At 59.3% G+C, this 12813-nt stretch carries 12 protein-coding genes; 11 read left to right on the plus strand and 1 reads right to left on the minus strand.

Going from position 1 to position 12813, the window contains the following annotated elements; all coding sequences use genetic code 11:
- The first annotated feature begins 13 nt into the window (after positions 1-13).
- From cpaB to AC4EEV_RS04905, 5 genes are read left to right on the plus strand one after another with little or no spacing between them, the layout of a single operon-like run.
- Positions 14-712 carry a Flp pilus assembly protein CpaB gene (cpaB, locus tag AC4EEV_RS04885; protein WP_491330849.1) on the plus strand — a complete coding sequence of 233 codons (699 nt, stop codon included), beginning with the start codon at positions 14-16 and terminating at the stop codon, positions 710-712.
- Positions 709-1905, plus strand: a complete 1197-nt coding sequence (locus AC4EEV_RS04890; RefSeq protein ID WP_491330266.1) for a CpaE/TadZ family protein — start codon at positions 709-711, stop codon at positions 1903-1905. Before cpaB ends, AC4EEV_RS04890 begins: the two co-directional genes overlap by 4 nt.
- Positions 1902-3338, plus strand: coding sequence for a TadA family conjugal transfer-associated ATPase (locus AC4EEV_RS04895; RefSeq protein ID WP_491330267.1), 1437 nt, complete (start codon positions 1902-1904; stop codon positions 3336-3338). Before AC4EEV_RS04890 ends, AC4EEV_RS04895 begins: the two co-directional genes overlap by 4 nt.
- Entirely contained in the window at positions 3335-4282 is a 948-nt protein-coding gene (locus AC4EEV_RS04900; protein WP_491330268.1) for a type II secretion system F family protein, read from the plus strand. The genes AC4EEV_RS04895 and AC4EEV_RS04900 overlap by 4 nt, the downstream gene beginning before the upstream one ends.
- Before the next feature lie 9 nt (positions 4283-4291).
- Positions 4292-5200 carry a type II secretion system F family protein gene (locus tag AC4EEV_RS04905; protein WP_491330269.1) on the plus strand — a complete coding sequence of 303 codons (909 nt, stop codon included), beginning with the start codon at positions 4292-4294 and terminating at the stop codon, positions 5198-5200.
- A gap of 125 nt (positions 5201-5325) precedes the next feature.
- Here AC4EEV_RS04905 and AC4EEV_RS04910 read toward each other — a convergent pair whose 3' ends face one another.
- Positions 5326-7344 (minus strand): DUF6541 family protein, encoded by a 2019-nt coding sequence (locus AC4EEV_RS04910; protein ID WP_491330270.1) that lies wholly within the window; start codon positions 7342-7344, stop codon positions 5326-5328.
- 3 nt (positions 7345-7347) lie between these two features.
- Between AC4EEV_RS04910 and AC4EEV_RS04915 the strand changes: the two genes are divergently transcribed.
- The 6 genes from AC4EEV_RS04915 to AC4EEV_RS04940 all read left to right on the plus strand — a co-directional run bounded on the left by AC4EEV_RS04915 (position 7348) and on the right by AC4EEV_RS04940 (position 12804).
- The gene (locus AC4EEV_RS04915; protein ID WP_491330271.1) at positions 7348-8589 is read left to right on the plus strand and encodes a bifunctional glycosyltransferase family 2/GtrA family protein; all 1242 of its coding nucleotides are present in this window, start codon (positions 7348-7350) and stop codon (positions 8587-8589) included.
- Positions 8590-8798: 209 nt separating this feature from the next.
- Positions 8799-10511 (plus strand): glycosyltransferase family 39 protein, encoded by a 1713-nt coding sequence (locus AC4EEV_RS04920; RefSeq protein ID WP_491330272.1) that lies wholly within the window; start codon positions 8799-8801, stop codon positions 10509-10511.
- A gap of 176 nt (positions 10512-10687) precedes the next feature.
- Positions 10688-10879: a Flp family type IVb pilin gene (locus tag AC4EEV_RS04925; protein WP_491330273.1), complete on the plus strand. Its 192-nt coding sequence runs from the start codon at positions 10688-10690 to the stop codon at positions 10877-10879.
- Positions 10880-11126: 247 nt separating this feature from the next.
- On the plus strand, positions 11127-11318 hold the full coding sequence (locus AC4EEV_RS04930; protein ID WP_491330274.1) for a Flp family type IVb pilin: 192 nt from the start codon (positions 11127-11129) through the stop codon (positions 11316-11318).
- Between the two features lie 134 nt (positions 11319-11452).
- Positions 11453-11842 (plus strand): TadE/TadG family type IV pilus assembly protein, encoded by a 390-nt coding sequence (locus tag AC4EEV_RS04935; RefSeq protein ID WP_491330275.1) that lies wholly within the window; start codon positions 11453-11455, stop codon positions 11840-11842.
- On the plus strand, positions 11830-12804 hold the full coding sequence (locus tag AC4EEV_RS04940) for a pilus assembly protein TadG-related protein (RefSeq protein ID WP_491330276.1): 975 nt from the start codon (positions 11830-11832) through the stop codon (positions 12802-12804). The genes AC4EEV_RS04935 and AC4EEV_RS04940 overlap by 13 nt, the downstream gene beginning before the upstream one ends.
- Positions 12805-12813: the final 9 nt, after the last annotated feature.

Genomic DNA, 12813 nt, shown 5'->3' on the forward strand with positions numbered 1-12813 from the left:
GCTCGTGCTCGCTGTGGTAGGCACGCTGCTTCTCGTCTCATACGTCCAAGGTTCTGAAGCCAGGGCCCAAGCTGATCTACAACCCATAGATGTTTTGGTGGTTGAAAAGCAGATCCCCCAAGGATCAACGCTGGAGCAAATCAAATCAGCCGTAAAGCTCACTTCCCTCCCATCCGCGTCAGTTCCCAACGGGGCCCTTAAGAGCCTGGATGGGCTGGATGGGAAAGTAGCATCTGCCGATCTGGTCCCGGGAGAGCCCCTTCTGGGGGTCCGCCTGGTAGACCCGACGAGCCTTGCGGCTCCAGGATCAGTGCCCGTGCCTGCCGGTATGCAGGAGATCTCGGTTCAGCTCGATGCCCAGCGGGTGGTCGGCGGACGAATTGCGGCCGGTGACACCGTCGGCGTAGTTGCCTTGTTTGCCGGCGATAATGCGGACGGCGGGACGGCACAGCAGATCTTCCACAAGGTCTTGGTCACCAGCGTTCAACGGGCTGCGGCGCAGGCCTCCGCCGGTTCCCAGGGCGCCTCCAGCGAGCAAGCAAACACGCAGCTTCCGACGGGTCAACTGCTGGTCACGTTCGCGCGAAATGATGTCGATGCCCAGAAGATCGCGTTCGCGGCGGAGTTTGGAAAGCTGTGGCTCACTAAGGAACCCGCCTCAGCCACGGAAAGCGCCTCGAGCATTATCAAGAAAGCCGAGTTGCTCAAATGAGCAGGTTCGTATTGATCACAACGGATAGCGCCTTCGTTCAGAAAACCAAGCAGGCTACCAGCGGGCTTCACGGGACGTTGCAAACGCTGCAAGCCGACTACCTCCCGCCGAGTCCGGACGATATTCTTCGGGCGATCAACGGAGACCCGGCTGAAGTCATTCTTCTTGGACCCGGGCTTCCCATCGACGACGCCATCAGGCTGGCAAGTCTGTTTGATCTGCAGTTCCCAGAGATCAGTGTGGTCCTGGTGACCAGAGGTGGATCGGAGGTTGCCCTTCCTGCCATGCGTGCCGGTGTTCGTGACCTGCTCAGTCCGGAGGCGGCAGTTGACGAGATCCGGGCCATGCTGGAGAGGGCAAGCCTGGCATCCGCAGGACGCCGCCGGGGCTTGGGGGCATCGGTAGCAGAGGCCCCCACAGGCACCCGAATCATCGCGGTGATGTCTCCCAAGGGTGGGGTAGGGAAAACGACGGTGACCACCAACTTGGCCGTTGGCCTGGGCAAAGTCGCTCCAACCGGCGTCGTGGTTGTCGACCTCGACCTACAATTCGGTGACGTGGCTTCCGGGCTGATGCTGGAGCCGGAACGCACTTTGGCGGATGCAGTTACGGGAGCTGCGGTCCAGGACAGCATGGTGCTCAAGTCCTATCTGACGCTGCATCCCTCAGGCGTCTACGCACTCTGTGCACCCCTCAACCCGGCGCAAGCCGACCAGATCAGCGGAGACCAGGTAGGCCACCTTATCTCCCAACTGGCCGGCGAGTTCCAGTACGTCGTCGTCGATACCGCTCCAGGCCTGGGAGAGCACGTCTTGGCAACTCTGGACCGGGCGACCGATGCGGTGTGGGTATGCGGCATGGACATCCCGAGCATCCGTGGCCTGAGAACGGGGTTTCGGATCCTTGACGAGTTGGACCTTATCCCGGAAAACCGCCACGTCGTGCTTAATTTCGCCGACCGCAGGAGCGGCCTGACGGTACAAGACGTTGAGGCCACCATCGGCTGTCCCGTGGATGTGGTCCTTCCGCGTTCCCGCGCTGTGCCCTTTTCCACCAACAAGGGAGTGCCGCTTCTGCAGGACGGCAGCAGGGACGGGGCCGCCCGCGGGCTTGCCCAATTGGTGGACCGGCTAAAGCCGGATTGGAAAGAAAAACAGCACAAGAAGCTCCACAGAAGGGCGGTAGTCCAGTGACTTTGGCACGAAGGTTAGAAGCAGCCCGGGGAATCGATGAAGCTAAAACCGGTGGTCCAGGCACGGCGCCGGCTGGTCCTTGGCACCCAAACGCCGCACCCACTACCGATTCACTCACTCCGCCCGGTTACGCGAACGAACCCAATGAAGCCCTCAGCGCTGTCAAGGACCGCGCCGGCGTTGCATTGTATGAGCGGATGGGCAGCCGGATCACGGACTCTTCCATTGATGACGCCGAACTTCAGCAGTACGTCAAAGACGAACTGAAGAAGATCATCGAAGAGGAAGACATTCCGCTGACCCTCAGCGAGCGCAATCGCCTCGTTCAGGAGATCATCGACGACGTCCTGGGGCTCGGGCCCCTCGAGAAGTTCCTCAAGGACGGCGAGATCACTGAGATCATGGTCAACGGGCCGGACAAGATATATGTCGAACGCCAGGGAAAACTGGGAATCACCGGTTCCCGGTTCAACGATGAGGACCATCTCCGGAAAGTCATTGAACGGATTGTGACAAAGGTTGGTCGACGGATTGACGAATCCTCACCGCTGGTGGATGCCCGCCTTAGCGATGGCTCCCGCGTCAACGCCATCATCCCGCCTTTGGCTGTCAGCGGCTCGTCCCTGACGATCCGTAAGTTTGGCCAGGTACCCCTGACCGTTAACAATTTGATCTCCTTGGGGTCGATGTCTCCGGAAATTGCGGAGCTTCTCCACGCTTGCGTCCGCGCCAGACTGAACATCATCGTATCCGGAGGTACTGGAACAGGTAAGACGACCATGCTCAATGTCTTGTCATCGTTCCTGCCTTCAGACGAGCGAATTGTCACCATCGAAGATGCGGTGGAGCTTCAGTTGCAGCAGGACCATGTAGTCCGGCTGGAAAGCCGCCCGCAAAACATCGAAGGCAAGGGGGAGATCACCATCAGGGACCTGGTCCGCAACGCACTGCGAATGCGGCCTGACAGGATTGTGATCGGCGAGGTTCGTGGCGGGGAGTCCCTGGACATGCTGCAGGCGATGAATACAGGCCACGACGGCTCAATTTCCACTGTCCACGCGAACTCACCCCGGGATGCGATCTCCAGGCTCGAGACGCTGGTCCTTATGGCAGGTATGGATCTTCCCCTCCGCGCCATCCGCGAGCAGATTGCTTCGGCAGTGAACCTCATCGTTCACATTTCGAGGCTTCGGGATGGCTCGCGACGGATCACCCACGTGACTGAAGTCCAAGGGATGGAGGGGGACATTGTCACTCTTCAGGATGCTTTCGTCTTTGACTACAGCGCTGGAGTGGACGCAAACGGAAAGTTCCTGGGCCGCCCGGTGCCCACCGGGGTGCGTCCCCGGTTCGTGGATCACTTTGCTGAGCTGGGCATTCCGCTGTCCCCCGCTGTTTTCGGTTCGTCTCCGGTAGGCGGTGGGTTCCGGTGACAGTTACGAACCCGGTGTTCCTCGCTTTGGGAATTACCCTCTGCCTGGCTGCGGGGGCCGTCCTTTTCCTGGTCACGTTCAAGAGCGCCCGGGGGGAAATAGCCATCTCCCGACGACGTCCCGGCGTGGTGAATGGCCCCACCCTGCTGACACGGGCCACGGATACAGCTACCGCCTTCCTGGAACGGAACGTCAGCAAGAACGCCCGGTTCGGCAGCAGGGCTTCGTTGGAGCAGGCCGGCCTGAAGATGCGCCAGGCAGACTTCCTGCTTCTCGTCGCCTGCAGCGCCGTCACTGCAGGTTTCGTTGGCTTCATTCTTGGGGGCTTGCTGCCGGCGCTTCTCTTCATTGCGGCAACGCCGCTCCTGGCCAAGGTGGCCTTGAACGTGTTGTCCTCCCGGAGGCGAGCCAAGTTTGAGTCTCAGCTGGGCGATACCCTGCAGATGCTCTCAGGTGGGCTGCGGGCCGGACACAGCCTTCTGCGATCTGTTGATGCCGTGGCAAAGGAGGCAGACGCTCCAACCTCTGAAGAATTCGCCAGGCTGGTGAACGAAAACAGGCTCGGCCGGGACCTAAGGGACTCAATGCTCGATGCGGCACACAGGCTGCGCAGCGAGGACTTCGAATGGGTAGGGCAAGCGATCGAGATCCACCGCGAAGTGGGCGGCGATCTGGCGGAAGTCCTTGACCAGGTCGGGGAAACCATCAGGGAACGCAGCCAGATCAAAGGCCAGGTCAAGGCCCTCAGCGCAGAAGGTAAGTTGTCCGCCTACATCCTCGTCGCACTTCCGGTCGGCATGTTCCTTTACATGTCGGTGGTCAACAGCTCCTACATCGGCACGCTCTACACCAACCTACTGGGTTGGATCCTGCTGGGCGTAGCCGTCGTGCTTCTGGGCGTCGGATCGTTCTGGCTGAGCCGCGTCGTCAAGATCAAGTTCTAGGAGGAATAAATGACAACCATGGCTTGGCTCATTGTTGGCCTGATCGTGTTCCCCACTTCGTTTCTGGCGTGGTCTTTCCTCGCGGTGGACAGGCGGGGCGTTGCGGCGGTCCGGAGCAACCTCGGCAAAGGTATCCGCCTGATTGACAGCGGAGTGCCGGGAGCAATCGTTTCCGCGCATACCGAGGCCAAGCCGGCGGTTCCTTTCGGCATGAGGGTTACGCCGAAGGGCTACGTTGCTTGGCTGGATAAACTCCTTGCGCGCGCCGGCCGGCCGGCTCAGCTGCCCCTCCCACGGCTTCTGATTGCCAAGCCGGCACTGGCTCTCCTCGTCGGAGTCTTGGGAATTCTATTCATCAGCAACAGTGTTACGCCGTCCGCCGCCCTGTTCGTAGTCCTTGCAGCGGCCCTCGCATATTTCGCGCCTGACATTCTTGTCCACAGCAGGGGCGCCGAACGCCAGAAGGCAATCGAGCTGGAACTGCCCAGCACCTTGGATCAGATGCTCATTTCGGTTGAGGCGGGCTTGGGTTTTGAAGCTGCAATGGCCCGGGCAGGACAAAACGGAAAAGGGCCACTGGCCTTTGAACTCATGCGGACCCTGCAGGACATGCAAGTTGGCCGAAGCCGGCGTGAAGCCTATGAGGCCTTGGCCACCAGGACCGACGTACCCGATTTGAGGTCCTTTGTCCGTTCCGTGGTTCAGGCTGACATCTACGGCATCGCCATCGCAAAGGTCCTCAGGACGCAGGCAAAACAAATGAGGGTAAAGCGCAGGCAGCGGGCAGAAGAAAAGGCCATGAAACTTCCCGTCAAGGTGCTCTTCCCGCTGATGTTCGCCATTCTGCCGGTTCTTTTCATCGTGATCATCGGCCCGGCGGCAATCAATGTCATGAAGACCTTCGCGAGCGCCTTCTAATTCCTTCACAGCACCACTTCGCGCAGCTTGCGCCCATAGTCCGGACCCCCTCGGCACCCAGAACCGAGGGGGTCCGTTTTACGTTCATAGGCGAAGCCGTACCATTCACCACAGGCAGTCGCGGCCTACAGGTCGCAACCCACGAATCGATATAAGACCGCGGCCCCTTGTTGGTCCACTTTCACAAACGCTGCCGAATTAGCCGGCACACTAAGCCCCGGAAAATCATTGACCTCGGTACGTAGCGGGTCAATGTAGTGCTGGCCAAAGTCAAGGAGGAATCCAACCCTCTCCCTTTTTGCCGCCGCGCAAGCCTCAGAGCCAGGTGTGGCTTGGTTTAACGTCTTGGCCAGGAGCAGGCGGTCCGCATTCGAACCGGTGTACGCGTGGGGAAAGAGCACACGCCGGTTCGCGATCGCAAACGCCGTAGAACTGCCGTTCCACGGGTTGTTAGCCATCACGGCACCCTCAGGCACTTCGGTACTAAGCCGTCCCAGCAATTCGAGTTCATCGGGACGCACCAGCGGCGAGTCGCTTGCCAGAGCGTAGGTGCGTTCCCTTCCTGGTGTCGTTTGCGAATTTGTTGGCCACACTACGGTCGTTACCGCGACCGCCGTGATGGCAACGACCCCAAGCCATTTGATGCGGAAGTCGGAGCCGAATTTTTCGAAGAACCAGGTCGCCGCCAGGCCGACAAAGACGGCCCAGAAAATCGGCAGTAGGGCAGCGAGCCTGGGTGGGTCCCCGTACCACGCACCAATAATGAGTTGCCTCACCAGCGGCTGCGGCAGCGCCGCCGCAACAAGATAAAGCGCGACGGCGCCGGCGTACGCAGCCAGAAACCAGCGTTCGCTTGCGCGACCGAATATGACCCCGGTTCCCAGCAGAGTGAGCGCCGCAAGGCCCCAGCTTACGTCCCCATGTGTGGGGGCTACTTCGAAAACACTTCGAACGGCCGCTGGAAAAGTGTCAATCGGATCCCAAGTAGTGGTCAAAGGCCGCACCCCGGCCCAAACTATCAAGCCGAATGTGAACACGATTGTCCAAAGTGCTATCCATTGCAAGTAGGGATATGGGCCGGACCTCGCCTGTTTGATTTTCCTGAAAGACCGCACAGCTGCCATGGCGGTGAAGCCCGAGGTAAGACCCACAAGGGCTACCAAAGCCGACATATGCGTGGCAACCAACCCGGGCAGCCCGGCAAGGAGCGTTGTGAGGCCCAGCGGCCAAGGAACCGGTGACGTGCGGCCAAATCCAAGTAGCGAGGCCACAACCGTCACCAGGGGAGGCAAGAACGTGACTGCAAGCATGTACGGGAACAGCGGACCAAAGTCGCTCTTTTGGCTCTGCATGACAGTGAAGGGAAACGCGAAGAAACCGGCGCTCGCAATACCGGCAGATAGCAAAGCGACCATCTTGGGACCCACAACGACGTTGACCAAGGAAAGTACACCGATTGGCCAAGCTATGGCTACAACAGCGAAGTTTAAGGCGTTCGCTGCGTCAACCACCGGTAACCCGGTTGCCTCGGCAATAAGTGCAGCAAGTGCGTGCCAGATTTGTGGGTAAAACCCTCCGGACTCACCCATGAGCCCCCGTACAGAGAAGGGTGATCCGTCACGGGAATCGATGATCTGCTGTACCAGGTTGAGGTGGAATGGCGTGTCTATGCCTTGGTTGATGTTGGCCGGATCCTCAACGATCTGGGCATATCGAAGAGAGAGGAGGATCCCGCTGGTGAGCAGCGCAATCCAGTATGCACGGCCCACCGGTTTTTCTCTTTGATCCCATGAGAAGAACTTCGGCCACCGTCTCGCCCCTGCACGGACCAGAATGAGCGTAACTCCGGCACACACCACTGTGGCAAAGGTGAAAACGCCAAGCTGCCAGTCAACGTGCAACCACCAGCAAACAAGTGTGGAGACAGCAACGAGTGATGCTGTCAGGACCGGGGCAAGCGAAATCATCCAGATTCGCCGTAAGCCCAGGGCCCAGCCAAAAACAAGTCCGGGCAGCAGGAGTACAGCACCCGCAACACAAAAGCCCGGCAGGGCCGCAAGCCAAGAGATCAAGGATTCCCCAAGTAGTTCATCAGTATTCCCCAAGTTTCTGCATTCGGCCCCCAAGCCGTCCATAGCATACATAGCATGAAACTTAGCCACGGGGGCCTGGCGCTTGAAATTGTGGTACCGGTCTTCAATGAGGAATCGGTACTCGAAAAAAGCATCACCGAACTCGCAAATTATCTCCACAGCGAATTTGCGGTGACGTGGCAGATTACCATCGCCGACAACGCAAGCACTGACAGCACCCCCGTGATTGGGGCCAACCTGGCCGGTCGTATGCCAAACGTCGCTTACCGTCGGCTAGACCTGAAGGGCCGAGGGTGGGCCCTTCGTGACGCCTGGGGTTCCTCCGACGCGGAAGTCTTGGCGTATGTGGACGTGGACCTCTCCACGGATCTGGCGGCACTTCCGCCATTGGTTGCGCCGTTATTGTCCGGCCACTCGGATATCTCCATCGGCACGAGGCTTGGCCAGAGCTCCCGCGTTAGCCGCGGCCCGCAGCGCGAGTTCATTTCCCGCTCCTATAATTTTCTGCTGAAGCGCACCATGCAGGTTCGATTCTCCGATGCCCAGTGCGGTTTCAAGGCCATCCGGGCGGACGTCGCGAAGAAGCTCCTTCCTCATGTGGAGGACAACGGATGGTTCTTCGACACGGAACTCCTCATCATCGCGGAGCGCTCGGGCCTTCGGATCCATGAAATCCCGGTGGACTGGGTGGACGATCCTGACAGTCGAGTGGACATCATGCAGACTGCAGTTGATGACATTCGCGGTCTCATTCGGGTTGCTGGTTCCCTCGTGAAGGGGTCGATTCCCGTTCAAGCCATTTATGCAGAGCTGGGGCGGCGCCCCGTGGTTCCACAGTCGAGACCCAGCTTCTTTGGGCAAGTTATTCGGTTCGGCGTTGTCGGAGCCATATCAACTGTGGCCTTCGCCCTGCTCTATGTGCTGTTCCAGGAGCCTTTTGGCGCACAGCCGGCCAACTTCCTCGCCCTCCTCCTGACAGCGGTGGGCAATACGGCCGCTAACCGCCGTTTTACCTTCGGGATGAACGGCCCGGAGAAGCTCTTCACCCAACAGTTCCAAGGACTTGTCGTCTTTACACTGGCTTGGTCAATAACATCATCGTCGCTGTTGATTTTGCACGCCTCTGCCCCGCACTCCTCCCCTACGATGGAGCTCGTGACACTTACCGCGGCGAATATCCTCGCGACTCTTATGCGCTTCGTCATGTTGCGGGTCTGGGTTTTCCGTGTTCCCAGGGCCGATGCAGCAGCTAGCCGCGTTGTGACCTCAGGTGCCCAAACGGCGCAGGCCTCTTGAAGCCCGCGGCACCAGACCCATGGGACCCCTCTGAGCTTCCAGCAGGAGGGCTTCGTTTGCGCCAAACCGGCGGTACACCATCCCCACCGTACCTAGGCCGTCGGCGGGAAACATTGGCGCTGTGGGCCCTGTTGGCCCTAACTGCTGTGCTCTATCTTTGGGGCCTGGATCGAAACGGATGGGCCAACTCGTACTATTCTGCTGCAGCCATGGCCGGCTCACAGGATTGGACCGCATTCTTCTTTTCTTCCTCGGATCCAGGCAACGCCATTAGCGTCGACAAGCCACCGCTCAGCCTGTGGGTAATGTCGGCTTCCGTACGCGCTTTCGGGCTGAGCCCCTGGAGCATCCTGGTGCCGCAGGCCCTGATGGGAATTACCAGCGTCTACCTGCTTTACAGGATGGTTCGCACTTATGTCGGGAGCGCCGCAGCACTTCTCGTGGCGACATTTTTCGCCATAACCCCAGTTGCCGTGGTGATGTTCCGCTACAACAACCCAGATGCACTGCTTACCCTGCTGATGATCGGCGTGGCCTACACCGCTTTGGAGTCAATTCGCCGCGACAAGCCAAGGTGGCTGATTCTAGCCGGTGCGCTCACGGGTGCTGCCCTGCTGACGAAGCAGCTTCAAATCGCGCTGCTGCTGCCCGCCGTCGCTGTTACCTATCTGGCTTTTGCCCGCGGACCAGTCCTGAAGCGTATAACGCGCGTCTCGCTCGCCCTGCTCACCGCAATGGTTACCGGAGGCTGGTGGTTTGTCCTTGTGCAGATGGTCCCGGCGGCCAGCCGGCCATTCGTCGGAGGATCCCGTCTTAACAGCGCGGTGGAATTAAGCTTGGGCTACAACGGTCTGGACCGCCTCACCGGAGAGGATGCCAGCCGGACGATGTCTCCCAGTACAGCGAGCCTTGCGGAAAAACTGGATCCTGGCTTTCAGCGTTTCCTTCAACCGCAATTCTCGGGCCAGTTCGGCTGGTTCCTGCCCCTGGCTGTAGCAGGAATGTGCGTCGCCGTCTGGCATATCAAGCGGCAGAGCGGCAGCCACAAATACCGGGCCTTCCTCAGTCTGTGCGTTCTCTGGTTTCTCTCCGCTTCAACGGTTTTGGCGTTCATGTCTGGGATAGTCCATCCGTATTACTGCCTGACTGTTGTACCACCGCTATGCTGCCTCGCAGGGACAGGCCTGCTGCACCTATACAGGCTTAGTAGACGACGAAGCGCACGCTGGATGCTGGTTGGAACCCTCTTAATAACGATGGTTCTGAGCTTCCTCTCCGCGAGTCGCTCAACCGCTGATTTCCCGCTGGGTCCTTTGGTGGCGCTTCTGGTTTGGTCCGTGGCCATCACCTTTCTTGTGGTCCCACCGCCTTTTCCAGCCCTTCGGAAAATGACAACAGGACTTTTGGCAGTGGCGCTATTGGTCGGTCCTTTCGTGTGGTCCATCAACACGGTTCTGAGTCCCCATGAGGGTGCAGGCGTCGTGGCTGGTCCCAGTATCCTCGGCATACGCACGGATCATCCTGACCGTCAGCAGATGGGTCCCGATGTGCCAGCCAGTTTCATTGAAGTAATGTTCGGCAACGTGCCTGAATCCGGAATCGTTTCCCGCCTCCGTGCGACGCCGTCCACTGCCAAATGGGCGGCGGCCATGGTGGGCTCTGAGACAGCAGCCAACTATCAGTTGGCCAGCATGCGATCGGTGCTGCCGCTGGGCGGTTTTGACGGCACCGATCCATTCCCAACCTTGGAGCAGTTTCAGCGAATGGTCACCGACCATCAGGTGGCCTGCGTAGTGGTTCAGGATCTGCCGCCGCTCACCATTGAAGGCCGCGGAGAGTCGGCAAGAATCGTGGACTGGGTTAGAAGCCATTACCACGCCGAGCAAATCGGCGACGCCCAGTATTACAACCTGCTGCCTTAACAGCGGGAGGCGCTGTACTTACGCAGGGTTTTCCACGCAATTGCGCAGGAAAGGTACACCTTGAAAAGCCTTTGCACAGGATCCTGCAAGACCCGGTCAACACCGCATCAAGCCTTGCTAACTTCGTCGTAGTGCTGGTGCAGGACCAGCCAAAACCACTCGCTCAGGAGTTCACAATGCTTTCTCTCATCGCCACCCTTCAGACCCTCGGCCTCAACCTCAAGAACCGCCTCCGCGACGAAAAGGGCGCAACAGCTGTCGAATACGGCATCATGGTCGGACTCATCGCAGTCGTCATCATCGTCGCTGTAAGCACCTTGGGTGGCCAGGTGAACACCATGTTTACCGGCGTCACAGCCAAGCTCTAGCTCGGGCGAAGGGCCTGGAACCGTCTGCTCGACGTCGCCGAACCCAACCCGTCGAAGCGACCGAAGCGGACAGCCGGCCATTCGACGTTTCCGTCAGGGATTCCACGTAACTGCGCAGGAAAGGGACACCCTGAAAAGCCTTCGCACACGATCCTGTAAGACCCGGTCAACACCGCATCAGGCCCCACAAAATTCGTCATAGTGCTGGTGTAGGGCCAGTCAAGCCTACTCGCTCAGGAGTTAACAAATGCTGTCTCTCATCGCCGCCCTTCATACCCTCGGCCTCAACCTCAAGAACCGCCTCCACGAAGAAAAGGGCGCAACAGCTGTCGAATACGGCATCATGGTCGGACTCATCGCAGTTGTCATCATCGTCGCTGTAAGCACCTTGGGTGGCCAGCTGAACACCATGTTCACCGGCGTCACGTCCAATCTCTGAAGTCGGCCCCTAAAGCAGGACCCCCGGCCTGTCACGGCGGGCTGTTTGTGCGGTGCAGCTCAACTGCACCGCACAATCTGTTTCACGCGTACAAATCGACGCATCACAACAGTGATTAGAGAGGAAAGCAGCACATGGTGAGGCCATCAGAACGCGGGGCGGCGGCCGTTGAGTTCGCCATCGTCGTTCCTGTCCTCATCATGCTGCTCCTTGGCATCATGGAATTCAGCCGGGCCTACAACGCCCAGGCATCGCTGTCGGCTGCGGCCCGCGAGGGGGTTCGGGTAATGGCCATAACCAATGACCCGGCGGCGTCTCGGACGGCAGCCGAAAACACGGCCGTCTCCCTAAATCCCGTACTCGCTGATGCAAACATCACCTTCAAGAACCTCGACACGGGCACTACAACCTGCTCATCAGGTAACCGGATTGCTGTCACCATCACCTACACACTGTCGACGCTGACGGGTATAGCCGGACCGTTCACTATGACTGGCCAAGGAGCCATGTTGTGCGGCGGCTGAAGAAGATCCGCAAAAATTCCCGCTCTGAACAGGGTGCCGTCAGTGTCATCGTGGCAATCATGATGGTGGCTCTCCTTGGTTTCGCCGCCGTGGCGGTTGATGTCTCGATGATGTATTCAGAGCGTACTCAAGTTCGAAACGGCGCTGACGCCGCTGCGCTCGCCATCGCTCAGAAGTGCGCCAAGAGCACCGCTGACCCGGACTGCACAAGTACCTCCGCGCTGGCCGCGAGTCTTGCCAATGGCAACGCAAACGACGGCCTCACCAACATGAAGGCAACATCGATCGATTTGCCTAACCAGTCCGTGACGGTCACGGCGGGTGCCCAGGAAGCCGGCAAGACTCCCAACCAGGTGTCGCTGTTTTTCGCCAGTGCTCTCGGCATTTCATCGGCCGAAGTGAACGCAACCTCCAAAGCACAATGGGGCACCCCCGCCAAGGGCCCGGCAATCCTGCCTCTGGCAATCGCCTACTGCAAGCTTGACATCCCCGTCGGCGGATCGACCGGCGTTGTCCAGGTACTGGATCAACAAACACCGGCGTGCGACAACAAACTTCCGGGCGGATTCGGTTGGATTACCACCACCGGGACAAGCTGTTCGGTCACCATGACCGCAGGCCAATCGAACGACTCGGGGATTTGGTTCGACAGTGACCCGGGTGCCAGCGCCCCGTCAACCTGCACTGTTACCGATTTCAACCAGATGAACGATCAGACTGTCCTTCTCCCGCTCTTTGATCTGGCGACAGGCACTGGCACCGCCGTCAAGTACTACGTGAAGGGCTTCGCCGCGTTCCACATCACCGGTTACCACTTTGCCAGCTACAACTGGTCCACCGGCGGCAGTATCCAGAACAAAACGATCCGCGGCTATTTCGTCAAGTTCGTGTCCTTGGCTCAAGCGTTCGCGCTGGGAAGCGTCCCGAATTACGGGGCCTCGATCGTACGCCTCACCCCCTAGCCAGAAGCA

This window comes from Pseudarthrobacter sp. MOO14 (assembly GCF_058267675.1).